The 23281-nt window shown below is 72.6% G+C and carries 22 protein-coding genes; 11 read left to right on the top strand and 11 right to left on the bottom strand.

From position 1 onward, the window contains the following. Positions 1-171: 171 nt before the first annotated feature. Entirely contained in the window at positions 172-1380 is a 1209-nt protein-coding gene (locus BCD49_RS13080; RefSeq protein ID WP_007519894.1) for an aminotransferase class I/II-fold pyridoxal phosphate-dependent enzyme, read from the bottom strand. 66 nt (positions 1381-1446) lie between these two features. Further along, entirely contained in the window at positions 1447-2352 is a 906-nt protein-coding gene (locus tag BCD49_RS13075) for a RecB family exonuclease (protein ID WP_007519896.1), read from the bottom strand. 431 nt (positions 2353-2783) lie between these two features. Between BCD49_RS13075 and BCD49_RS13070 the strand changes: the two genes are divergently transcribed. Then, a complete protein-coding gene (locus BCD49_RS13070; protein ID WP_007519898.1) occupies positions 2784-3098 on the top strand; it encodes a chorismate mutase in 315 nt (104 codons plus the stop codon). Between the two features lie 71 nt (positions 3099-3169). On the opposite strand, the gene BCD49_RS13065 is transcribed toward BCD49_RS13070, so the two are convergent. Next, entirely contained in the window at positions 3170-4570 is a 1401-nt protein-coding gene (locus tag BCD49_RS13065; protein WP_083401423.1) for a magnesium transporter MgtE N-terminal domain-containing protein, read from the bottom strand. Positions 4571-4890: 320 nt separating this feature from the next. On the opposite strand from BCD49_RS13065, the gene BCD49_RS13060 reads away from it, so the two are divergent. From BCD49_RS13060 to BCD49_RS13050, 3 genes are all read left to right on the top strand, one after another. Then, entirely contained in the window at positions 4891-5646 is a 756-nt protein-coding gene (locus tag BCD49_RS13060) for an FkbM family methyltransferase (RefSeq protein WP_007519900.1), read from the top strand. 201 nt (positions 5647-5847) lie between these two features. Further along, entirely contained in the window at positions 5848-6798 is a 951-nt protein-coding gene (locus tag BCD49_RS13055; protein WP_071041518.1) for an HpcH/HpaI aldolase/citrate lyase family protein, read from the top strand. A gap of 120 nt (positions 6799-6918) precedes the next feature. Beyond that, positions 6919-8115: an acyl-CoA dehydrogenase family protein gene (locus BCD49_RS13050; RefSeq protein WP_007519902.1), complete on the top strand. Its 1197-nt coding sequence runs from the start codon at positions 6919-6921 to the stop codon at positions 8113-8115. Between the two features lie 70 nt (positions 8116-8185). On the opposite strand, the gene BCD49_RS13045 is transcribed toward BCD49_RS13050, so the two are convergent. Further along, positions 8186-9739: a TerD family protein gene (locus BCD49_RS13045; protein WP_071041517.1), complete on the bottom strand. Its 1554-nt coding sequence runs from the start codon at positions 9737-9739 to the stop codon at positions 8186-8188. Between the two features lie 344 nt (positions 9740-10083). Between BCD49_RS13045 and BCD49_RS13040 the strand changes: the two genes are divergently transcribed. From BCD49_RS13040 to BCD49_RS13025, 4 genes are all read left to right on the top strand, one after another. Further along, positions 10084-10689, top strand: a complete 606-nt coding sequence (locus tag BCD49_RS13040) for a suppressor of fused domain protein (protein WP_035924600.1) — start codon at positions 10084-10086, stop codon at positions 10687-10689. A 215-nt stretch (positions 10690-10904) separates the two neighbouring features. Beyond that, a complete protein-coding gene (locus BCD49_RS13035; protein ID WP_335341689.1) occupies positions 10905-11444 on the top strand; it encodes a MaoC family dehydratase in 540 nt (179 codons plus the stop codon). Positions 11445-11639: 195 nt separating this feature from the next. Next, on the top strand, positions 11640-12314 hold the full coding sequence (locus tag BCD49_RS13030; RefSeq protein ID WP_051466795.1) for a DUF6758 family protein: 675 nt from the start codon (positions 11640-11642) through the stop codon (positions 12312-12314). Positions 12315-12444: 130 nt separating this feature from the next. Further along, entirely contained in the window at positions 12445-13425 is a 981-nt protein-coding gene (locus BCD49_RS13025; RefSeq protein WP_007520095.1) for a diacylglycerol/lipid kinase family protein, read from the top strand. A gap of 159 nt (positions 13426-13584) precedes the next feature. Here BCD49_RS13025 and BCD49_RS42185 read toward each other — a convergent pair whose 3' ends face one another. The 3 genes from BCD49_RS42185 to BCD49_RS13010 form a co-directional block, all read right to left on the bottom strand. Next, the gene (locus BCD49_RS42185) at positions 13585-14406 is read right to left on the bottom strand and encodes an LppU/SCO3897 family protein (protein WP_007520098.1); all 822 of its coding nucleotides are present in this window, start codon (positions 14404-14406) and stop codon (positions 13585-13587) included. Positions 14407-14728: 322 nt separating this feature from the next. Next, entirely contained in the window at positions 14729-15598 is an 870-nt protein-coding gene (locus tag BCD49_RS13015; protein WP_071041516.1) for a PHP domain-containing protein, read from the bottom strand. 150 nt (positions 15599-15748) lie between these two features. Beyond that, positions 15749-16915: an Mrp/NBP35 family ATP-binding protein gene (locus tag BCD49_RS13010; protein WP_071041515.1), complete on the bottom strand. Its 1167-nt coding sequence runs from the start codon at positions 16913-16915 to the stop codon at positions 15749-15751. A gap of 391 nt (positions 16916-17306) precedes the next feature. Here BCD49_RS13010 and BCD49_RS13005 point away from each other — a divergent pair, with 391 nt between their 5' ends. Beyond that, on the top strand, positions 17307-17747 hold the full coding sequence (locus tag BCD49_RS13005; RefSeq protein ID WP_083401419.1) for a MarR family winged helix-turn-helix transcriptional regulator: 441 nt from the start codon (positions 17307-17309) through the stop codon (positions 17745-17747). A gap of 86 nt (positions 17748-17833) precedes the next feature. On the opposite strand, the gene tatB is transcribed toward BCD49_RS13005, so the two are convergent. Together tatB and BCD49_RS42180 are read right to left on the bottom strand one after the other, a co-directional pair. Beyond that, positions 17834-18289, bottom strand: a complete 456-nt coding sequence (gene tatB, locus BCD49_RS13000) for a Sec-independent protein translocase protein TatB (RefSeq protein WP_007520108.1) — start codon at positions 18287-18289, stop codon at positions 17834-17836. A gap of 75 nt (positions 18290-18364) precedes the next feature. After that, entirely contained in the window at positions 18365-19546 is a 1182-nt protein-coding gene (locus BCD49_RS42180; RefSeq protein ID WP_241832317.1) for a S1C family serine protease, read from the bottom strand. Between the two features lie 157 nt (positions 19547-19703). Here BCD49_RS42180 and BCD49_RS42175 point away from each other — a divergent pair, with 157 nt between their 5' ends. Continuing rightward, positions 19704-20360 (top strand): hypothetical protein, encoded by a 657-nt coding sequence (locus tag BCD49_RS42175; protein WP_071041514.1) that lies wholly within the window; start codon positions 19704-19706, stop codon positions 20358-20360. A 438-nt stretch (positions 20361-20798) separates the two neighbouring features. Here BCD49_RS42175 and BCD49_RS12985 read toward each other — a convergent pair whose 3' ends face one another. After that, positions 20799-21509 carry a hypothetical protein gene (locus BCD49_RS12985; RefSeq protein ID WP_007511645.1) on the bottom strand — a complete coding sequence of 237 codons (711 nt, stop codon included), beginning with the start codon at positions 21507-21509 and terminating at the stop codon, positions 20799-20801. Further along, on the bottom strand, positions 21506-22318 hold the full coding sequence (gene sigE / locus BCD49_RS12980) for an RNA polymerase sigma factor SigE (protein ID WP_007511644.1): 813 nt from the start codon (positions 22316-22318) through the stop codon (positions 21506-21508). Before sigE ends, BCD49_RS12985 begins: the two co-directional genes overlap by 4 nt. Before the next feature lie 202 nt (positions 22319-22520). Between sigE and BCD49_RS12975 the strand changes: the two genes are divergently transcribed. Next, positions 22521-23183: an O-methyltransferase gene (locus tag BCD49_RS12975; protein ID WP_007511643.1), complete on the top strand. Its 663-nt coding sequence runs from the start codon at positions 22521-22523 to the stop codon at positions 23181-23183. The last annotated feature ends 98 nt before the right edge of the window (positions 23184-23281 follow it).

Genomic DNA, 23281 nt, shown 5'->3' with positions numbered 1-23281 from the left:
GGCCTAGGCCGTGTCTGACGGCCTCCGGCCACGCGAGGCTCCGCCATCATCGCGTGGCCTTTGGCCTAGGCCGTGTCTGACGGCCTCCAGCCACGCGAGGCTCCGCCATCATCGCCATAGGGGTCCCCGGGAGGTCGGCGCCAGCCGATCTTCCGGGGGAGCGACTTTGGCCTAGGCCAGCTTGCGGAGACGGCTGGCGGCCTCGCGCAGGGTCTCCTCCCGTTTCGGGAACGCGAACCGGATGATGTGGCGGCCGTCGGCCGGGTCGGCGAAGAACGACGAGCCGGGGACGGCCGCGACGCCGATCTCGCTCACCAGCCGCCGGGCGAACGCGACATCGTCTCCGGCCGGGTCGAGGGCGCTGGTGTCGCACATCACGTAGTACGCGCCCGAGGGTTGGCTGACCCCGAATCCGACCTCGGTGAGCGCGTCGCACAGCAGGTCGCGCCGGGTCCGGTAGGCGGCCGCGAGATCGGTGTAGTAGCTCGTCGGCAGGCCCATCGCCGCCACGCCCGCGGCCTGGAGCGGGGCCGCGGCGCCCACCGTGAGGAAGTCGTGCACCTTGCGGATACCCGCGGTGAGCGCCGCCGGGGCGATCGTCCAGCCAACCCGCCAGCCGGTGACCGCGTAGGTCTTCGACAGCGCGTTGACCGTCACCGTGCGGTCGGCGAGGCCCGGCACGGTCGCCGGCGGCACGTGCCCGCCGGGACCCAGGTAGTGGATGTGCTCGTAGATCTCGTCGGTGATGACCAGGACGTCGTGGCGCTGGCAGAGCTCGGCGATGACGTCCAGCTCGGCCTGGCTGAACATCTTGCCGGTCGGGTTGTGCGGTGTGTTGATGACGATGGCCCTGGTGCGGTCGGAGAAGGCGGCGCGCAGCTCCGCCTCGTCGAAGCTCCAGTCCGGGGCGCGCAGCTTCACCAGCCGCGGCACGGCKCCGGACAGCACCGCGTCCGGGCCGTAGTTCTCGTAGAACGGCTCGAACAGGATGACCTCGTCGCCCGGGTCGACGAGCCCGAGCATCGTCGCGATCATCGCCTCGGTGGCGCCGCACGTGACGCAGATCTGGGTGTCCGGGTCGACGTTCCAGCCGGCGTAGGTGCCGGCCACCTTGGCCGCGATCGCCGCGCGGAAGGCGGGCGCACCCCAGGTGATGGCGTACTGGTTGTCGTCGGCGTCGATGGCCGCCTTCGCCGCGTCCTTCAGCTCGACCGGGCAGGAGAAGTCCGGGAAGCCCTGGGCCAGGTTGACGGCGCCGTGCGCGACCGCCAGCCGGGTCATCTCCCGGATGACGGACTCGGTGAACGTCGCCGCCTTTGCCGACAACCGGGCGGCGCCGACCACTGGAGCCGGCTGCGAGTGCGAAATCTTCGAGGCCACCAGCCCATGATGCCGCCATCCCCACCGAGTCGGTGCTCATTGCCGGGACGGCACCCGCGTCGGCCGTCAGCCCGGCGTCTGCCCGCCCGGTGCCTGGTTGCCCGATGCCTGGTTGCCCGTGTTCTCACCGTCGCCCGCGGCGAACTGCTCCGCGCCCGCCCAGGGGGCGATCTCGGGACCAGCGGCCTGGCCCTCGGGGCAGTGGCGGCGGAAGTCACACCAGGAGCACAGCGGGCCGGGACGGGGTGGGAACGCCGCATCGGCCGGCTGCCCGGCGGCCAGCTGCTCCGTCGCGGCCACCGCGTCCACCGCGATGGACTCGGCCCGCCGGATGTGCCGAGCCAGGCTTTCGTCGGTGTGCTCCGCCACGACCACCCGCCCCGTCGGCAGGTGGTGCAGCTCGACCCGCCGACAGCGCTGCCGCAGCATCCGCTCGGACGCGAACGCGTACAGCGCGAGCGCCGGCGACGTCCGGGCGTCGCCCTCCTCCGGCGGGCGTCGACCGGTCTTGTAGTCCACGACGACCAGCTCGCCGTCCCGCTCGTCCAGCCGGTCCACCCGTCCGTGCAGGGCCAGGACGTCGGTACGGGTCGCCACCTGGCGCTCCACCGCACGCGGCGACATCGCCGGGTCCAGCCCGGTGGCGTACCGCTCGCACATCGCGGCGGCCCGCTCCCGGGCGGCGGCCGACTGCTCGTCGTCGCGCCAGCCGTCCCGAACCCAGCAGGCCCGCAGCAGCTCGGCGGCCCGTCCGGGCGTCCGGGCCGGCTCGGGCTCGTCCCACCAGCGGTGCAGCGCGTTGTGYACGCTCACGCCCAGCGAGGAGTGTGCCCAGGGCGGCCCCTTGGGCGGGGCCGGCCGGTCGAGGTAGGTCATCCGGTAACGGCGCGGGCAGTCCTCGAACGAGGCCAGCCTCGTCGGCGTGCAGCTGAACAGCCTGCGCGGCATCTCATCCAGCAACAGCTGCGCCATCGCGCTCACTCCTCCGGTGCGGGGCAGGGTTCAGGGGGCTGGATCTCACGTTCGGCCGCGGACCCAGGCCGCGCGGCCTGGCCGCGGAGCCTGGCGTGGGGCGGGTCGCGGGCCAGGTCACGAAGGTCGGTCGCGGATAGATCATGGCACTCGGCACCGACACTTCTGGATCCCCGGCGGCCGCCGCGGTGGAGCAGCACCACGCTTTGTAACTGGACGTAACGGCTACAGCCTGGCATGCTGCTCCGCATGGAGCGCAGCGCAGTCGCTGTCGTGCACGAGTCCGTGCACGACGCATCGCGCCAGTTTTATGGGGGCCGGGCTCGGTCCCCCCTGTGCCGCTGACCTGCGCAGTAGACAGACCGATGGCCCGGACGCCCCGGGCCTTTCTCGTGCCTGGGCCGTGCTGAGCCCAGACCGAAAGGTTCCCCGTGAGCAACACCGTGGACGCCAGCCTGGATGGCACCCTCGCCGCCGGTTCGGCCGCGCCGACGGCGCCGACCATCGCCTCGATCGACGAGGGCCGTCGCCTGATCGACAACCTCGACGTCCAGCTGCGTGACCTGGTCGCCGTCCGCCGGGACATCTCCCGGCAGATCCAGGCCCTGCGCAGCGCCGACGGCGGACCGCGCGTGCAACATGGCCGCGAGAACGAGATCATCGCGGCGTGGGCYGACGAGCTGGGCCCGCGCGGCGTCGAGATCGCGCTCGCGGTCCTGACCCTCTGCCGCGGTTCCCTTACCTGAGCGGTCGCGGGGTTCGGCCGGCGTCGCGGGGTTCCGCCGGCGGGGTTCCGCTGGGAGGGCGGGGCTGACCGCTAGCTGGGACCCGGCTGGTCCTGGCCGGCTCCTCCCGRCTCCGGTCCCCGGTCATCCGGCTCTGGCCCCCGTTCGTCCAGCTCCGATTCCCGGCCGTCCGGCTCGTCATCGTCCGGCCCGTGGAACGCGCCGTACTCCGCCGCGTCGTCGGCGAGCTGCCGCTCGCGCCAGTCGGGCGGGAGGATGTGGTCGAGGACGTCGTCGACCGTCACCACGCCCACCAGCCGGCCGGCGTCGTCGAGCACCGGCGCGGCGACCAGGTTGTACGAGGCCAGGTAGCGGGTGACGTCGGCGAGCGGGGTGTCCGGCCGCAGCGGCCGGGTGTCGATGTCGATCACCGCGCCGACCAGCGTGGACGGCGGTTCGCGCAGCAGCCGCTGGAAGTGCGCCAGGCCCAGGTAGCGCCCGGTCGGTGTCTCGTAGGGCGGGCGCACGACGTAGATCTGGGCCGCGAGCGCCGGTGACAGCTCCGGCGCCCGCACCCGGGCGAGCGCCTCGGCGACGGTCGCGCTCGGAGCGAGGATGACCGGCTCGCTGGTCATCATGCCGCCGGCGGTGTCGTCGGCGTAGCGCAGCAGCTGGCGGACGGGCGCCGCCTCCTCCGGCTCCATCAGCTGGAGCAGGCGCTCGGCGTCCTCCTCCGGCAGCTCACCGAGCAGGTCGGCGGCGTCGTCCGGTCCCATCGCCTCCAGCACGTCCGCCGCCCGGTCGTCGGCGAGCCCGCCCAGCAGCTCCACCTGCTCGTCCTCGGGCAGCTCCTCCAGCACGTCGGCGAGCCGCTCGTCGTCCAGCGCCGCCGCGACCTCCGCGCGCCGCTTGTGGGACAGGTCGTGCAGCATCGAGGCCAGGTCGGCCGGCCGCAGCTTCTMGAACGCGGCGAGCAGGTTCGCCGCGCCCTGGCCGTCCTCAGGCAGTGAAAGCCCGCCGACCTCGTCCCAGGCGACGGTGTGCACCTCGCCACGCCGGCCTCGCCCCACCCGCACGGCGACCTGGTCGAGGATCCACTCGCCGCCCCGGACGGGCGAGATCGCCGCGTCGAGGACCGTCACCTCCCGACCGGTGGCCACCTGGGCGACCCTGCGGTCGAGCAGCTCACCGAGGACGAGGGTCTCGCCGGCACGCTGCGCGAACCGGCGCCAGCTCAGCCGGGCCGACGAGAGGATGACGGCGCCCGACTCGACCCCGGTGACCCGGTTGATGGGCACGAAGATCGGTCGATGCTGGACCTCGACGGCGAGCCCGAGAACCCGGGGCGGGGCGTGTCCGAGGCGCAGCGTCACCACGACGTCGCGGACCCGGCCGACCTGGTCGCCGTTCGGGTCCAGCACCAGCAGCCCGGCGAGCCGTCGGCAGTACACCCGCACCGGCGTCGGCGGGCGCGGCGCGCCCGCGCTCGTCACGGCAGGCTCGGCGCGGCGGATGGGCGCAGGGTCACCGCGCGAGGCTACCCCCGACCGGGCCGGTCAAGCGGCGACGGGCCCACCCGGGGGCAAAACCGCCCGTACGGGCCGAATGGGCCCAGGCGCCCGCCGCCGTCTTCCAGAAGATGGCCAACCCATGGGGACATGCGACCAATGCATTTCCTGACAGCCAGCAGCCGTTGTACCTGGATTCGGAACCGCGCTAATGTGCCGAACCAGGCGACCCGTCAGCCATCGCCGCCCGGCGCTTGTCAGCGTCCTGACCGGCCCGGTGACGTATCGTGCAAAGGACGGACAGAATGGCCAGCACACTTGCCTACCGACTGCGCAACACCGTTCGTCTCACCGGATTCGAGATCGTCCGGACCGCGCCGGATGGCAACATGCTCGCCTATCACCTACACGAGCTGCTGAACCTCTACCGGATCAACTGCGTGTTCGACGTCGGTGCCCGTCAGGGTGAGTACGGCCGCTGGCTGCGCGGGACGGGCTATCGGGGCCGAATCGTCTCGTTCGAGCCGGTGCGGGACAACGTCCGACACCTTCGTGCCAGTGCGGCCCGCGATCCCGGCTGGGTCGTCGAGCCCTATGCGCTGGGCGCAACCGAGGGCCGCGCCACCATCAACGTCACCAATTTCACCCATTTCAGCTCATTCCGCGTGCCCGGGCGCCTCGCCGCCGAGCTGTACGCCGACGAATCGAAGGTGACCTCGACGGAGGAGGTGGCGGTCCACCGGCTGGCGGACGTGTTCGACGACGTCACCAGCGGGATCGCCGAACCGCGCGTCTATCTGAAGATGGATACCCAGGGCTTCGACCTAGAGGTGCTCCGGGGTGCCAGGCAAGCGCTGCCGAAGGTGATAGCACTGCAGTCGGAGATGGCAATTAAGCCGTTATATGAAGACAACCCGACCTTCGACCAGGCGTGGCCTGAGATCGCCTCGTACGGGTATTCACTGTCCGGCATGTTCCCGGTCTCGCTGGATCCGCGGCTGCGGATGCTGGAGTTCGACTGTGTGGCGGTGCGCGACGAGTCCGCGGCCGGCCTCGGCTGACCGGACGGGAATGGCCGGGACCGCCACCACGCCCTGAACGATTTCCTCCCGCGCCGGTATGGGCACCGCCGCCCGGCAGGTCAGCGCGCCCGCCCAGCGGCGCCACGGCCGCCGGACTGGTGAGGGAACCCACATCGGAGCATGATCGAAAAGGGCTTCGTTCTCGGGCGCCGGCAACGCCCTGCGGCTACTATCTCGATCATGTCGCTACGTCCTCGCCGCTCATGCCTCGCGGTTCCTGGCTCGTCAACCAAGATGCTTGGCAAGGCACAGGGCCTGCCCGCGGACCAGATCTTCTGCGACCTGGAGGACTCCGTCGCCCCCGGCGCGAAGGAGTCGGCCCGCGACAATGTCGTCGCCGCGCTGAACGAAGGCGACTGGACCGGTAAGACCCGGGTGGTGCGGGTCAACGACCTGACCACCAAGTGGACATACCGCGACGTCATCACGGTCGTCGAGGGCGCCGGGCAGAACCTCGACTGCATCATGCTGCCCAAGGTGCAGACCGCCGCCCAGGTGGAGTGGCTCGACCTGTTGTTGACCCAGATCGAGCAGGTCATGGGCCTCGAGGTCGGCCGGATCGGCATCGAGGCGCAGATCGAGAATGCGCTCGGCCTGTCGAACGTCAAGGAGATCGCGTTCGCGAGCTCCCGCATCGAGACCATCATCTTCGGCCCGGCCGACTTCATGGCATCGATGAACATGCCCTCGCTCGTTGTCGGAGCGCTCAACCCTGACTATCCGGGTGACCCGTTCCACTACGTCCTCTTCAAGATTGTCGAGGCGGCCCGCGCCCGCGGCGTGCAGGCCATCGACGGCCCATTCCTGCAGATCCGCGACGTGGATGCGTTCCGCGCCGTCGCGAAGAAGTCCGCCGCGCTCGGGTACGACGGCAAGTGGGTGCTGCATCCCGGCCAGATCGACGCGGCGAACGAGGTCTACTCGCCGCGCCAGGAGGACTACGACCACGCCGAGCTCATCCTCGACGCGTATGCCTGGCACACCTCGGAGGCGGGCGGTCTGCGCGGCGCGGTCATGCTCGGCGACGAGATGATCGACGAGGCGAGCGCGAAGATGGCCCAGGTCATCGCCGGAAAGGGCCGCRCCGCCGGCATGCAGCGAACCAAGAAGTTCGAGCCGCCGGCCAGCTGAGGACTCCCCCGGGCCGCGCGGTGACGGCGGCCCTTCGGGCGCCCGGCCAGGGAAGGTGTGACCGGTCGCACGCCGACCAGGCCGACGACATGCAGGGCGACATACAGGAGGGATTGGGAGATGGGCAGGATCGCGCAGACCGACGGTCTGACCGACGTCCAGGCCGACATCCTGTCGGCGGTGCGCACCTTCGTGGACAAGGAGATTCTGCCGCACGCGACCGAGCTCGAGCACAAGGACGAGTTCCCGCACGAGATCGTCGAGCAGATGAAGGAGATGGGCCTCTTCGGGATCACGATTCCGGAGGAGTACGGCGGGCTCGGCGAGTCGCTGCTCACCTACGCGCTGGTGGTCGAGGAGGTCGCCCGCGGCTGGATGAGCGTCTCGGGCGTCATCAACACCCATTTCATCCTCGCCTACCTGCTGATGCAGCACGGCAGCGAGGAGCAGAAGCAGCGACTCCTGCCGAAGATGGCGACCGGCGAGATCCGCGGCGCTTTCTCGATGAGTGAGCCAGGTTGCGGCTCAGACGTCTCGGCGATCACCACCCGGGCCGCCCGGGACGGCGACGAGTACGTCATCAACGGCCAGAAGATGTGGCTGACCAACGGCGCCCGGGCCGGCGTCGTGGCCACCCTGGTCAAGACCGACGAGGGCGCGAGCTCTGTCTACAAGAACATGACGACGTTCCTGCTGGAGAAGGAGCCGGGTTTCGGCACCACCGGTGGGATCACCATTCCCGGCAAGCTCGAGAAGATGGGCTACAAGGGCGTCGAGACCACCGAGATGGTGCTCGACAACCACCGGGTGCCGGCGACGTCGATTCTTGGCGGCCCCGAGGCCGCCGGCAAGGGCTTCTACCAGATGATGGACGGCGTCGAGGTCGGCCGGGTGAACGTGGCCGCCCGCGCCTGCGGAATCATGATCCGCGCCTTCGAGCTGGCGATCGCCTACGCCCAGCAGCGCAGGACGTTCGGCCACCAGATCGCCGACCACCAGGCGATCGCGTTCAAGCTGGCCGAGATGGCGACCAAGGTCGAGGCCGGCCACCTGATGATGGTCAGCGCCGCCCGCAAGAAGGACCGGGGCGAGCGCAACGACGTCGAGGCCGGCATGGCGAAGTACCTCGCCAGCGAGTACTGCTACGAGGTCACCACGGACGCCTTCCGCATCCACGGCGGCTACGGCTACTCGAAGGAGTACGAGATCGAGCGGCTGTTCCGCGAGGCGCCGTTCATGCTGATCGGCGAGGGCACGTCCGAGGTCCAGAAGCGCATCATCAGCCGCGCCCTGCTCAAGGAGTACAAGCTGGCCTAGCCGGGCCGGTGGTGCCCCGGGCGGGGAGCGCCGGGGCACCACCGGGTGTCAGCCTGGGCACCACCAGGTGTCAGAGGTAGCGCCTGGACGGCTCGACCATGGCGCGGACGGTCTTGCCGTCGTGGAACTCGCCGATCGCGGTCATCGCCCACACCGGGGTGTTCGGCACGCGCTGCACCTTGCACATCACCAGGCCGGTGGCCGGCTTCGACTCGGAGAGGTCGAACCTGACCAGCTCCTGGTTGGTCAGGTCGTCGACCAGGCGGCAGTAGGCCCGCCGCACCTCGGTGAACGGCTGGCCCTGGAAGCTGTTCACCGTGAACACCAGCGTCGTCACCGTCGGCGGCAGCGCGCCGAGATCGACAAAGATGACCTCGTCGTCACCCTCACCCTGGCCGGTGAGGTTGTCACCGGAGTGGCGCACGGCGCCCTTCGCGCCCTTCTTCGACATGAACCAGACCTTGTCGGTGTCCTTGCCGCGGGCGTCGTACAGGATGCAGGACGCGTCGAGGTCGATCGACCGGCCCTGCATCGCCGGGTCCCAGCCGAGCGCCATCCGTACCCGGGTCAGCGGCGGCGCGCCGGTCTTGACCAGCGAGACGGCCTCACCCTTGCGCAGCGACACCCTGCCCTTGTCGAGATTGACGGCACCGGCCGCCGCGGCCGGGCCGGGCGGCGGACCCCACTGCTGACCGGCCGGCGGCGCGCCGGGCGGCGGCGGGCCCCACTGGCCACCGGGCGGCGGCCCCTGCGGCGCGCCCCACTGCTGGGGGGCCGACGGCGGCCCGGCCGGGGGCGCCCACCCGCCAGGCGGCGGTCCCCACTGCTGGGGCTGGCCCGGCGCGGGCGGCGGCGGGCCCCACGGCTGCTGCCCGTGTCCCGGCTGACCGCCGGGGGGCGGCGCGCCCCAGGGCTGGCCGGGCGGCGGCGTCGGCCCCGGCCGCGGCGGGGCCTGCGGCGGCTGGGGGGTGGGGGCCGCGGCCGCCTCCGGGCGCACCAGCTGGGTCGGTGCCTCGAACATCTCCTCGTTCTGCGCCGGCCATCCGCCGGACGGCCCGGCCGCGTTCGGCCGCGGGCTGGGCGAAGCCGGTCGCGCGGCGGGGGCGGGCTGTGCGGCCGCCGGACCGGGCTCGTCGACAGCGATGCCGAAGTCGGTGGCGATGCCGGCGAGCCCCGCGGCGTAGCCCTGGCCGACGGCGCGCACCTTCCAGGCACCCGCCCGGCGATACAGCTCGACCATGATCAGCGCGGTCTCGGCACCCAGGCCCTCCGGCGCGAACCGGGTGATCTCCGCGCCGCCCCGGCTGTCCCGCACGGTGACGGTCAGCCCGCGGACGGCGGCGAACGTCGCGGGTCCCGAACCGTCGAGGCTTCCGGTGACGACCACCTTGTCGATGTCCGGCGGGACGGCCGCCAGCGAGAACTCCAGCGACGAGGGCGGCGTCAACCGCACGCCCGGGCCGTTGGGCTGGTTGTAGAAGACGAAGTCGGCGTCCGAACGGACCTTGCCCGTCGGCGTCACCAACAGCGCGGCGATGTCGAGCGGCGTCGACGAGGAAACCTCCACCCGCACGTCCGGCGTCGGCAGCGGCGCGTTCGCCCCCTTGCTCAACACACCAGCCATGGTTCCTCCCGTACTCAGCCGGCCCGGTTCGCCCCGGCTTTCACCCGGCTGCTGCCGGGCGGGCGTGGCCACCGGTCCCGATCGTTCCAGATAGAGCCTGCGCAGGGACATCCCCGGCGCCAGCAAATCCCCGACTCCGGGGGCGTACGCACCGCGAACGGCCTCTACTACATCATGGCGCTCTCCCCATGCGACGTTACGGTGCTCACCACCCCGGCGGGCCGGCCAGGCCGCCGAGGCGGGCAGGCCGCCAAGGCGGACGGGCCGCGAGGGCGGGGTTGCCAGGGTGGGCTGCCGCCCACGGCGGGGCTGCCGTGGGCGGGGCGACCTTACGATCGGGCGTTGTGGATGTGCGCGTCGCGGTCGAGCGACACCTGGTAGGCGAGTTCGGTCCGATCAGTGGCCGCGCGGGGATCACCTTCCTGGGCGCCGAGCCGATCGACGTGCTGCGGTTCGGCCCGCATCCGGACAGCTTCTTCCGGTACGCGACGGTGGGCATGTCGGCCGAGCCGATGGGTGACCCGGCGGCGGCGATCCGGGACCCGGCCGGTCCGCGGGTGGAGCTCGTGCTGTCGCTGCGGGCTCCGCGCGACAGCGTCGCGCGCCGGCTGGCGGTGCTGGCCGCGATTCCCGCGGTCGAGGGTGTCCCGGTGGCCGCGGGTGCCGGCCTGGACCTGGGCGAGCCGCTCTGGGATGACGCTCCGTTTCACGGGGTGCTCGTCGGCGAGCCGGGCGGCCTGGTGCCGGATCTGCCGCTCGCCGAGCTGGCCGGGCATCGTGGCGCGGGTCCGGCCGGAACTCCGGCGCCGGTGCGGTTTCTGCCGGTCTTTCCGATGACGCCGAACGAATCGGCCTACAAACGGGTCCATGGTGCGGCGGCGTTGCGGGAGCGCTGGCTCGCCGAGGAGATGGACCTGCGCGATCCCCGTCGGCGGGGCCTTCGTATCTGACGCCTGGCTCGTGGCCTGACACCTGGCTTCCGTCCCGGTGCCTGGCTTGCGGCCGGCCTTTGCCTTCCGGGTCCGTCGGTCGGTGGGAAGGCGCCCGGGCCGCCGGTAAGTGACGGTGCTCGCGACCGCCTGCGCGACGCCGGTAGTCGCGCCTACGCTCCCTGGAACCGGGCGGTCGGCGGTTCGCCGAAGCCAGAATCCCCGCCGGGCGGGACATTCCGCCATGCGCCAGGTCACGGGAGGGCACGATGCAGTTCGGCCGTTACTACGAGGAGTTCGAGGTTGGTGCCGTCTACAAGCACTGGCCAGGAAAGACGATCACCGAGTACGACGACCATCTGTTCTGCCTGCTCACCATGAATCACCACCCGCTGCACATCGACGCGCATTACGCCGAGGAGACCACCCAGTTCAAGCGGAACGTCGTGGTCGGCAACTATGTCTACTCGCTGTTGCTCGGCATGTCGGTGGCGGACGTGTCCGGCAAGGCCATCGCGAACCTCGAGGTCGAGTCGCTGCGCCATGTGAAGCCGGTGTTCCACGGCGACACCATCTACGGCGAGTCGACGGTGCTCGACAAGGTCGAGTCCAAGAGCAAGGACGACCGTGGCATCGTCACCGTCCAGACCCGCGGCTACAACCAGGACGGCGTCGTGGTGTGCGTCTATCGGCGCAAGGTGATGGTTCCGAAGCAGTCCTACGGAGTGGCCAGGGGCGGCGAGCAGCCCGGTCGCCCGGTCCCGGCCGAGTCCTGACCTTCACCCCATCCAGGCCAGTCCTCCCAGCTCCTCCCGTCATGACCGCGCGCCGGGTTTGTCAGCGCGTGGCTGGGCACACTTCGTGCGCGGACCCACATTTGGCCGTTGGCTGCGGTCCGCACGGCGATGCGTCCCCTGGACGCGGTGGAACGGACCGCCCGCGAGGTGGTCCAGGAGCTCGGGAGGAGCCAGGTGACGAGCGCACCCACCTGTCCCCGCTGCCTGGGTGGGCTACGGCCGCCCGACCTATGGAGCGACCAGTGGAGGTGCGAACAGCACGGCGACGTCTTCCCCTGGCATCAGGCGACCGCCGCACCGGAGCACGCACTGCGCCAGCTCGCTGATACGGCGACGGTACCCATCTGGGTACCGTCGCCGATGCCGGTCCACTGGTATGTAGGTGGGATCGGCTGGGCCGGCGACGACCGCGCGGGCGCGCGGGCGGTGGCGCTGGCGACGGCCGGGCCGTCGCCGGTCGGCGGCCCGGCGGACATGGTGCTGGTCGCCGAGTCGCCCGGCACGGGGCTGGGCGCCCGGCTCGCGGGAATCACCGGGCCCGACCCCGCGCAGTTGGACACCCTGCCCGAGGCGAAGGTCGAGGCGGCGGGGCATCCGACCGCGCTGTGGCCGGTGGGATGCCCGCACGACCGCGCGGCGTTCATCGGCGAGGCCGGCGGGGTGTGGCTGTGGCTGTTGCTGTGGCCCGCGGATGCCGCCCTCCTGCTGATGGAGCACCTGGTCCTGGAGGACCTGCGCGACCAGGCGGCGCTTGCCGACCGCCTGCTCTTCGGTGCCCAGACCGATCGGCTCAACTCGCCGATGCCGGGGCTCGAGAGCCCGGACTCCGCCGAGGGCGACGGCCACTGACGCACCGGGGTTTCCGCCGGGTGACGCGCCGGGGTTCCCGCCGCGCCGCGTCCGCTCGTAGGCTCTGCACACCCGGAGGGCCCGCAGGCCCGGTCCGGACGCGCCCCCGAGCGAAAGAGCACCGGCCGCCATGACCAAAACCGCCCCCCAGGCTCCAGCGAGCCCGGCGATCCCGTCGATCCCGGAGCGCGAGGCCGCGTCGGCGGAGTTCGCCACGGTACCGGTCGCGCGTGACCGACTCTGCGTCATCGTCAACCCGAGCGCCGGCGGAGGGCGAGCCGGGCGGGTGCTCGAGGACGTCACGGCGGCGCTGCGCGGCTGGGCGGCCGAGGTCGAGGTGGCGAGGACCCGTGACATCGCCCACGCGGACGAGCTCGCCGCCGCGGCGGCCGGCTCGGGCCGGGTCGCGGTGGCGCTCGGCGGAGATGGGCTGGTCGGACGGGTGGCGGGGGCCACCGCGAAGGCCGGGGGCCTGCTTGCCGTGCTGCCCGGCGGGCGGGGCAACGACTTCGCCCGAGGCCTCGGGATCCCCCGCGACCCGGTGGCCGCCGCCAGCGCCCTCGCGGGCGCGGTGGAGCGCCGGGTCGACCTGCCGGAGGCGAACGGCACGCCGTTCATCGGCATCGCGAGCCTGGGCTTCGACTCGGATGTCCAGGTCATCGCCAACAGGACCCGGCTCCTGCGTGGTCAGAGTGTCTACACGTACTCGACGATGCGGGCCCTCGTACCGTGGCGGCCGGCGCGTTTCACCGTCCGGCTCGACGACGGCGAGCCGCGCGAGGTCGTCGGATGGTCGGTCGCCGCGGCGAACGCGCAGTACTACGGCGGTGGGATGCGCTACGCCCCGGGCGCGGACATCGCCGACGGGCTGCTGGATGTGGTGTTCCTGCACCGCATGGGCCGGCTCACCCTGCTGTTGCTCTTCCACAAGGTCTTCAAGGGCACCCACGTCGACACGAAGCACGTGACCGTGCTCCGGGCGCGCCGCCTCACCGTCGACGCCGACCGCCCGTTCCAGGTCTACGCCGACGGCGACCCGGTAGCGGACCTCCCGACCGAGATCGTCATCCGCCCCGGCGCCCTGCGTCTCCTCGCCCCGCCCGCCGACTGACCAGTTCGCCGGGCGCTGGCCGCCGGCCCGCCCGGCGGCAGGCCGGCGGACTTCAGGAAGCTGGCGGGCTTCCCTGTGCGCGAGATCCGCGGAAAGCGCCGGCTCCCGAGGCGCCGGCGCGGCGGGGAGAGGTGGTGCGGCGGCCAGCGCGCGGGAACATCAGGGAACGTCACCCAGGCAGAGCACGAAGTCGCTGCTGCCCCCGATCTCGCTGTACGTCGCCTCCACTCCCGGGACAAGAGCGCAGAGGCTCTCCGACTTGACCCGGTCGAGCACGATGTACTCGGCGTCATCCGAGGAGCAACCGACGATCTTGGCGCTTGTCGATCCCGTCTGGTGAATGCAGTCGCCGACCGAGGCGTTGCTGGGATCGCTGCGGCTCGCGACGGCGCCGATGATGATCAGGAGGATCACCGCCGCCGGAACGAGCAGTCCCAGGGCGGCAGGGCGGCGCAGCAGTGGCTTACCGGGGTCCAACGGTTGCCCTGGGCCGTACGGCAGCCGGGGCGGAAGTTTTTTGATCTTCTGCCACTGCACCAGGTTGATGATCAGCGTGACCGGCGTGGCGAAGAGCGAGACGATGCCCCACCAGCCAAGGAGCAGAGTCTTCGCCGACATGTCACGAACAACCGCGGTGCCGCACGTCCGGCAGAACGGTCCCGGCGTCTTCAGGAACCGCATGACGATGATGAAGCCTCTATGGCCGCGGATGGTCGCGGCGACCGCGGGCCCGCCGCCGCAGATGCGGCAGACCGGCCCCGGCGGCGGGCCGTACGGCCCAGGTCCCGGCATCGGCTGCTGGCCCGGCGCCTGGCCCTGCGGGGTGGGGGCGAGATAGCCAGGGGGCCCATAGCCGGCAGGCGGCCCATAACCGGGGGGCGGCCCATAACCGGGAGGCTGGCCCGATCCGGCCGGCCCGTTGCCGGGCGGCCCATAGCCAGGCGGGAAGCCGCCGGGAGCCGCGCCAGTGGAATCGGTCACCGCAAACCCTTCACCGTGTCGGGCGGAGCGGCGCAAAAGGTATCACTAAACCGACAAGCCCCGCTCACCGGCAGCAACCAGCCCAAGAGGCCCGTCGCCAGCCGAGTTATTGCCGCCTCAGCCAGGGATCACGCCGCCTCGCCCCCCGGGACGAGGCCGGCGATCACCACCCGTTGGTGACCGCCGCGGTCGGGCCGTGCCCGTCGGCGGGCTTCCAGACGTACCCGCCGCGGCCCAGCCGGCGGTCAACCGACCGCCGGCGGTGCCGGGCGGGGCGGGGCCGGCGCGGCGGGGCGCTGGGCGGATGCTGTCGGACGCGGCACTAGCGAATGCGGGGGGTGTCTCCGGTGGCGCGGTCGACGAGGGCGGCGAGGACGGCCGGGTCGGTGCCGTTCGCGCCGATGCCGCGGCCCAGGCCTTCCCTGGTGCCGTGGAAGTCGCTGGAGCCGGTCGCGAGCAGGCCGAGGTCAGCGGCCAGCGCGCGCAGCCGGGCCCGGGCGGCCGGCGGATGGTCCGGGTGGTCGACCTCGACGCCAACGAGACCGAGCCTGGCCATCTCCTCGATCACCTCCGGCCCGACGACCGGGCCTCGGGCCGCGGCGAACGGATGGGCGAACACGCTTACCCCGCCGGCCCGGTGGATCAGCCGCAGCGCCTCGGCGACGTCCGGCTGGGCCTTGCCGACCCAGTACCGGCTTTTGCGGCCACCAATCCAGTCCGAGGTSAAGGCCTCGTCGAGATGGGAGATCACCCCGGCCTCCAGGAGCGCGGCGGCGATGTGCGGCCGGCCGACCGTGCCGCCGGCCAGCTCCCCGATCCGCTCCCAGGTCACCGGGTGGCCGTCGGCGGCGAGCATCTCGACCATCCGCCGGGCGCGCGTCTCGCGGTCGTCGCGCAGGTGGGCGCGGGCGGCGGCGAATTCGGGCTCGTCGGGGTCGAACAGGTAGGCGAGCACGTGCAGGCTGATCACACGGTCCTCGGCGACCCGGACCTCGCACGAGATCTCGGCCCCGGGCACCAGCGTCATGCCCGGCAGGAGCGCGGCCTCCGCCGCCGCCATCCCGGCCGTGGTGTCATGATCGGTGAGCGCGATCGTCGACAGTCCCGCGCCGGCTGCCGCCGCCACCAGCGCCGCGGGCGCGAGCACCCCGTCGGACGCCGTCGAGTGGGTGTGCAGATCGATCCCGGCCAGCGCGACCTCCCCAGATCCGGCGGGCGCGGGCCCGCCCTGTCCTCACCCCAGCGCCCCGGCCCCCCATGATGTTCCGGGAACCGGCAGTGGGTGGGTTCCCGCACGTCAGGACGTGCGGGAACCCACCCACTGTTGTGCTCGACCCGCGGGTCAGTGCGCGTGCTTGGGCGCGCCCAGGCCCCGGGCGGGCGAGAGGTTGAGCGAACGGCCGGCGAGGCCACGGGAACGGTAGCCGAGCCGATCGGCAGTCGACCGCAGCTGCTTGCTGGCCTCGCAGTCGGGGTCGGCGACGACCAGCGGGACGCCGGCGTCGCCACCCTCCCGCAGCCGGACGTCGATCGGGATCTGCGCCAGCAGCGGCACGTCGTGGCCGAGCACCTTGGTGAGCCGCTCGGCGACGGCGGCGCCGCCACCGGCGCCGAACAGGTCGATCCGCTCGTCGCAGTGCGGACAGCTCAGGTAGGCCATGTTCTCCACGACGCCGACCACGTTCTGCCTGGTCTGGGCGGCGATCGTGCCGGCCCGCTCGGCCACCTCGGTCGCGGCCACCTGCGGGGTGGTGACGATCAGCAGTTCGGACGACGGCACCAGCTGGGCCAGCGAGATCGCGATGTCGCCGGTGCCGGGTGGCAGGTCGAGCAGCAACACGTCCAGGTCGCCCCAGAACACGTCGGAAAGGAACTGCTCCAGCGCCCGGTGCAGCATCGGACCACGCCAAGTGACCGGCTGGTTTCCCCGAGTGAACATGCCCGTGGAGATCACGCGAACGCCATACGCCTGCGGCGGCATGATCATCTTATCGACCTGCGTGGGCCCGCGCTCGATACCGAACATTCGCGGCACCGAATGCCCGTAGATGTCGGCGTCGAGAACACCGACCTTCAAGCCCGACTGGGCCATCGCCGTGGCGAGGTTGACGGTGACCGACGACTTGCCCACGCCGCCCTTGCCGCTCGCCACCCCGTAGACCCGGGTGAGCGAGCCCGCCTGGGCGAATGGGATCACCTTCGGGGCCACGCCGCCGCGCAGCTTTTYGTGCAGGGCGGACCGCTGTTCCGGCGTCATCACGGACAGCGCGACGCGGACGCCGGTGACACCCTCGATGGCGCTGACCGCGCGGTCGACCCTGGTGATGATCTCCTCGCGCATCGGGCAGCCCGACACGGTGAGAAGGACCACCACGTCCACCGAGCCGTCGCCGCGGATCTGGATGGCCTCGACCATGTCGAGCTCGGTGATCGGCCGGCCGATCTCGGGGTCGAGGACGGTCGCGAGCGCCGTCTGGACCGCGTCAGAGGTAAGAGTAGGAGCTGGCAACGAAACCTCAGCCGTCTGGCTACCGCCGCGAAGCGGCAGGTACCGGCAGTGTGTGGACCTGAACTGGACGGAGTTCCACCATAGCCCGCGCGGCGGCCGGCTGGCCCCGCCCAACGTGCCCTAAGCACCTGCCCCGCCATCGACGTAGGCTGATCCAGTGAGTTTGCAAGCGTCGCCCGTCGAGGGAGACGGATCTCCCTCGGGGCTGGGTTTCGCTCGGCCGGATGCCGCGAGCGGCGAGGCGACGCCCGCCGAACCTCGGGCCACGTTGCCGGCCCCACCCGAGACGGACCTACCCGGCACGGTCGTGGCTGGCACGGTCGTGGCCGGGACGGTCGAGCCGGGGTGTGGTTCGGCGGACCCGGCGGCCGAACGGGTCGACGCACGCGGGATGCGCGCCTGGCGAGGTCTGCTGCGCGCGCACGCGCAGGTCACCCGGGTGCTCGAGGCCGAGCTCGAGGAGACGCACCACCTGCCGCTCGCCTCCTACGACGTGCTGGTCCAGCTGACCGAGGCGCCGGACGGCGCGCTGCGGATGAGCGAGCTCGCCGACGCGGTGCTGCTGTCCCGCAGCGGGTTGACGAGACTCGTCGACCGCCTGGTGCGCGAGGGACTGGTAGAGCGCAGGTCCTGCCCGTCCGACCTGCGCGGGACGCTGGCGGTGCTCACGCCGGCCGGTCTGGCGCGGCTGCGGGACGCCTCCGGCACCCACCTGCGCGGCGTCGCCCGTCACGTCCTGTCCCACTACTCCCCCGAGGAGCTGGAGCTTCTCGGGGACCTGCTCGGCCGGCTGGCCTCCCCGGCCACCGATTCCGGCTCCTGCGGCGCTTAGCGCCGCCTCAGGAGCAGCGAACCGACCGCCTCGACGACGGCGCCGCGACGCGCGTCCGAAAGCCAGAGCTTCCGGAAGACGGAGGATCAGGTGGCGTCGGTGTCCCAGGGGGTCACGGCGTCCGCCGAGGTCTGGACCCGGGTGGCCTTGGCGTCCACCGGCTTCGCGGGTTTGCCAGGCGCGGCCGGGGCACCGCCGGGCACCCGGTCCTTGGTCAGCGACGGCTTCTCCGAGGGCTCGTCGCCGAAGAGGTCGATCTTGCCCTGCTTGTTCCGGTAGGTCGGGAACAGGTCCTCGTCGCCGTCCTCGAGCAGGTGCTTGCGGACGAACGTCTTCGGGTGCAGGTCACGGATGTCGAGATCGGCGATCTCGGGACCGAGCTCGGAGCGCAGATCATCACGAACACCGTTCGCCATCTGCCGCAGCTGTCGCAGCATCCTGCCTGCGTCCCGGGCGACCCGGGGAAGCTTGTCCGGACCGAAGACGAACAGTCCGAGCAAGAGCAGGACAGCGATTTCTCCCCATCCGAGCCCGTTGAACACGGCCAGAGCGTACCTCCGCCAGACTCGCCCGCGTAGGACTCTGGAGTGACAAGCAGGTATCCAGCGGCGACGGGCCTAGTTCTTCTGCTCGGTCAGGGTCACCTGGGCGGTGGCGTCGCGGCCGGCACGCTGGTACTGCACCGTCACCCGGTCGCCGACGTGGTGGCGCCGGGCCGTCTCCAGGAGCTGGTTCGCCCCGGAGACCGCCGCGTCGTCGATCCTCGTCACGACGTCACCGACCCGCAGGCCGGCGGCGGCCGCCGGGCCGCTCGGGTCGACGTCGCGGATCAGCGCCCCGGGCGCGCGCCCGGTGGCCGCCGCGTCCGTCTGGGTGACGGTGGTGGCCGAGATGCCGAGGTAGGGGTGGGTCGCGTGACCGGTCTGGATGATCTCGTCGGCGATCGAACGCGCGTAGTCGATCGGGATGGCGAAGCCGACGCCGATGTTGCCGGTCTGGYCCTCGTCGCCGGCCGGCGCCCCGGGAACCGACCCGATGGCGGTGTTGATGCCGACGACCTGTCCGTTGCCGTCAACCAGCGCGCCGCCCGAGCTTCCCGGATTGATCGCCGCGTCGGTCTGGATCGCCCCGGTCAGCAGCGCCGATCCCCCGCCCGCGGTCGACGGCTCGGACGGGCTGCGATCGAGGGCGCTGACGATCCCGGTGGACACGCTGCCGGACAGGCCTAGCGGCGCGCCGATGGCGATGACCGGGGTACCCACCCGCAGCGAGCTGGAACGGCCGAGCGTCGCCGCCGGCAGCTGCCCGCCCGCGTCGATCCGGAGCACGGCCAGGTCGGTCTTCGGGTCCTGACCGACGAGCTGCGCGGGGATCTGGGTGACGTCCTGGTAGCGGGTGACGACGATCTCGCCACCGCCGTTCGCCGCCGCCGCGATGACGTGGACGTTGGTGAGGATGTAGCCGTCCGGACGGATGATCACTCCGGATCCGGTGCTGCCCTGCTGGCCTCGCACCTCGACCGTGACCACGGATGGCAGCGCCCGCGCAGCCGCGTCGGCGACCGATCCCGGCGCCCCTGCGGCCGGCGCGTCCGTGCCGACCACCATCCCGGTGCCGGCGGTGACAGGACCGCCGTCGGAACCAGCGTCGTCGGGGGCGAGCCAGGCGACGCACACCCCGCCCACGACGCCGCCGACCACGCCGGCGACGAGCGCGACCACCGCGAGCGCGCGGCCGCCGAACCGCCGCCGGCCGGCCTCGCCGTCGGGGCGCTCCTGCTCGGCCGGGTGGCGCGGCACGGCTGGCGTCACCTGCTCGCCGCGCTGCCCGCCGGCCGCGGCGGCCCTCGGCGCCGAGGGGGCGGGTCTCGAGGGCGCGGCCGTCGCCGGTGCCTGCTCCGACGACGAGGTACGCCGGTGCTGATGAGCGGGACGACCGGGCCGCGGGGCGCCCGGCGTGGCGGGCGTCCCGGGCCGCGCCGGCGCCGCCGGCTGGCTGCCCGCAGAGGCCGGCGCGCGCTGCGACGGTGGCGCCTGGGCGGGCGCGGGCTGCGCCGACGGCGGCCGTGGCGACGGAGGCTGGGACGGTGGCGGCTGGGACGGTGGCGGCTGGGACGGTGACCGCCGCTCGGACGGAGGCGCCACCGGCGGCCGTGGGGCCGAGGACCTTGCTGACGGCGCGCCATCAGGACGGGCCGTCGGCTCGCGACGGTCCTTGCCCGCGAGGTCCAGGTCCGCGGCATCCGCCGACGGCGCCGAGGAGGTGGATGGCGCGCGGCGGAAGTCACCGGGCGGACGCGACGCGGGCGGGCGCGGCTTCGAGGCGGGAGCCGGCGCGGCCGCGGGCGCGGTGGTGGGCTTCGCCCGGTCAACCGCGGACGGCGTCTCCTCGGCGTCGTCCCGCGTGTCGGGCACCGGTTCGTCGGCCCGGGTGCGCCACCAGCCGGGTCGCTCCGGCCCGCGGGCCGGAGCGGCTCGGGCAGCCGGCGCGGCACCCGCCGAGTCCGCCGAGTCCGGCGGGTCCGAGTCCTGCTCGGGCCGAGCGGATTCCGGCGCGTCGGTCTTCGACGCGGGGGACCCGGCCCGCCCCGCCGGTTCGGAAGGGGACCCGTGATCGGCCGGGGACTCCTTGACGGCCGGCGCGGCGGCGGAGGCACGTGACAACGCTCGCGCGTCGGATGACCGATCGGTGCCCGCGTCCCGGCCACCGCCCAGGTCAGCGGGACGGACGGCATCCGCGGGAGCCTGCGCCCGTTCCAGCGCGACCCGGCCCACGGCGCTCGTCGCAGCGGTGTCGCGACGCAGAGACTCGCCGCCGTCGGTCACGCCCACGGGCCCTCCGATCACGCCCATGCCACTCGGAAGGAACCCGAGCCCCTGGGCCCGCCTGCCCAGGGCGACATGCGCGGAATACACGGTAGAGCCTGTTGGTGAACTTACCCACAGCGCATGGACAGACAACCCACATCAGGTAGCCGATTCACGACCTGGAGGGCGCAACGTGACCCAGCTGCGCCGTGCGGTGGCCTTGGTAGCCGAATTCCGCGGCGGCTCAGCCTCGGGTGGCGAACGAGACCGATGAGACCAGTGGAGTGGTTCCGCCCCTGTTGACCACAGGTAGTTGGGTAGCGGGRGCGGACGGACGGATGGTGTTCCCACGCGCGACGGTCGGCTGATCCCCCACGGTGACTCCCGTCACCGTCAACAGCATCAGGGCCGCGGACCCGACCAGGGTCCGGCGCACTCTCGCCTGGCCGCGGCCGACCCGGCCTTCTTCCAGGCGGCGGATCCGCGTGCCGTTCTCGCCGCGGGCGGACCGCGGCCGCGTCAGGTCGAGCGCGACGGCCGCCAGTTCCACCCGTCCGGGCGGCGCCACCAACCGTCCCCGCGGCGACCGCCCGACGGCGGCCAGGCCGGTCGGCGCGGCCAGCGGCAGGCGCGGGTGCGCCGCGCCCCGCCTGCTCGCGCCGCCATGCCTCGCCAGCCCAGGACGATGGACCGCCCCGCCGAGGCCGCGCGTGGTGCCGATTGGCTCCAGCGGGTCCCGGTCCGTCCCGCCGAGGCCGACCAGCCGGTCGGCCAGGCCAGCAGGTAGTGACGGGGCCAACAGGCCGGACAGCCGCTGCTTCATCCGCCGGTACTCCGCGACCTCCGCACGGCAGGCCGCGCAGTGCGCCAGGTGCGCCAGCGCCCGGTCACGCTCGTCGTGGCAGAGCTGGCCGTCCACGAGCGGGCAGAGCCGCTCGCCGAGGTGCGGCGTCACGCCCGCCTCTCCCGCACAGCGCCGATCTCGGCACCGCCCACGCTCGCAGTCGCGCGACGTCGGCGGCCACGCGGCCGCGTTCCCCCCTCCCGCGACCCAGCGGCCTCATCCGACGGCCGAGGTGAGGCCGGCGGGAGCGCGTCAGCCGCGGCCGTCACGGCGGGCAGCACCGCGGACGCCTCGGCGGCCACAGCCTGCGCCGGCACGCCTGGGCGCGACTCGCGCGGGGCGCGGTCCGCCAGCGCGGCGCGCAGCATCGCGCGGCCCCGTGAGATCCGGCTGCGCACGGTGCCGAGCTTCACGCCCAGCGTCTGCGCGATCTCCTCGTAGGAGAGCTGCTCGATGTCGCAGAGCACCACGGCCGCCCGGAAGTCCGGCGGCAGCGCGGCGAGCGCGGCCTCGATGTCGGCGTCCAGGTGCGTCTCGGCGTAGACCGCCTCCGGGCTCGCCTCGCGGCCGGCCAGCCGCTCGGTGTCCTCCGGGAGCGCGTCGAAGCGGATCTTCTGCTGGCGGCGCATCCGGTCGAGGAACAGGTTGGTGGTGATCCGGTGCAGCCAGCCCTCGAAGGTGCCAGGGGTGTAGTCGGCGAGCGAGCGGAAGACCCGGACGAAGACGTCCTGAGTCAGGTCCTCCGCGTCGTGCGCGTTGCCGGTGAGCCGGTAGGCGAGGCGGTAGACCCGGTTGCCGTGCTCCTTGACCACGTCTTCCCAGGACGGCGGCACCCAGGCCACCTCAGCCGTGGGGGCGGCCACGGCCACCGAGGCCGGCGGGGCCGTCGGGACGGACGGCTTGGCGTCCGGTCCGTTCACGGCTGCCTCTCGGTCGACTTTGAACGACGACCGTACTCGACGGGCGGGCCATGGCGCGGTAATTCCCGCTGCGGACACGAGCCCTTCTCCTCTCGATCTGCCAGGACAAGGCTGCAACAGAGTGCGACATGGCTCGACACGAACTTCGATGACCGGAGCAACGCGCCGCTGTCGTACGCCGTTCCCGTAGGCTCTGTATGTCATGCCGGACACCGACATCGGCGCACCCGATCGAGCCGCCGCCTTCGCCGAGGGCTTCCTGTTGGAAGACCCCGTCCTTCGTGCTGCCCGCGCACGTGCCGAGGAGGTCGGGATTCTCCCGGTCAGTCCCGGTGCCGGCGCGGTGCTGCGTTTCCTCGCCGCGTCCGTTGGCGCGCGTGCCGTCGTCGAGATAGGGACCGGGACTGGCGTCTCGGGCACCTGGCTGCTGCGCGGGATGCGCTCCGACGGCACGCTGACCACCATCGACGTGGAGGCCGAGCACCTCCGACTGGCCAGGCGGACCTACGCGGACGCCGGAATGGCGTCCAACCGCAGCCGTCTGATCACCGGCCGGGCGCTGGACGTCCTGCCCCGGCTCACCGACGGCGCCTACGACCTGGTGTTCTGCGACGCGGACCGCCGAGAGGGCACCGAGTACCTGACCCAGGCGCTGCGACTGCTGCGGCCGGGCGGTGTGGTCGTGTTCGCGGGCATCCTTCTCGACGGCCTCGCCGCCGACCCGGCGGTTCGCAACCCGGAGATCATGGCCATCCGGGAGCTCGCGACCGCGGTCCGCGACGACGCCCGACTCACTCCGATGTTGCTGAACGCGGGTGACGGCCTGCTGGTGGCCGCGGTCGCGAAGTCCTCGCCCGTCGGGTAGCCGAGGTCCGCGGGGTTCCCGCCGGATCGGCGACGGGGTTCCCGCCCAGCCCGCACCATGCATGCGGCGGGTCGGCGGCCGGGGAGGCTTGCCAGCAG

It is taken from the genome of Pseudofrankia sp. EUN1h (assembly GCF_001854645.1).
Lineage (GTDB): Bacteria > Actinomycetota > Actinomycetes > Frankiales > Frankiaceae > Pseudofrankia > Pseudofrankia saprophytica.
Note: the sequence above shows the minus strand (reverse complement) of the source record. Positions and strands in the feature narration are given on the sequence as shown.

Excerpts from the sequence above, each read along its gene's own strand:
- BCD49_RS13060 (WP_007519900.1), top strand. The coding sequence starts at position 4,891 with ATGGCCAGCACACTTGCCTACCGACTGCGCAACACCGTTCGTCTCACC.
- BCD49_RS13050 (WP_007519902.1), top strand. The coding sequence starts at position 6,919 with ATGGGCAGGATCGCGCAGACCGACGGTCTGACCGACGTCCAGGCCGAC.
- BCD49_RS13045 (WP_071041517.1), bottom strand. The coding sequence starts at position 9,739 with ATGGCTGGTGTGTTGAGCAAGGGGGCGAACGCGCCGCTGCCGACGCCG.
- BCD49_RS13025 (WP_007520095.1), top strand. The coding sequence starts at position 12,445 with ATGACCAAAACCGCCCCCCAGGCTCCAGCGAGCCCGGCGATCCCGTCG.
- BCD49_RS13005 (WP_083401419.1), top strand. The coding sequence starts at position 17,307 with ATGCGCGCCTGGCGAGGTCTGCTGCGCGCGCACGCGCAGGTCACCCGG.
- BCD49_RS12975 (WP_007511643.1), top strand. The coding sequence starts at position 22,521 with ATGCCGGACACCGACATCGGCGCACCCGATCGAGCCGCCGCCTTCGCC.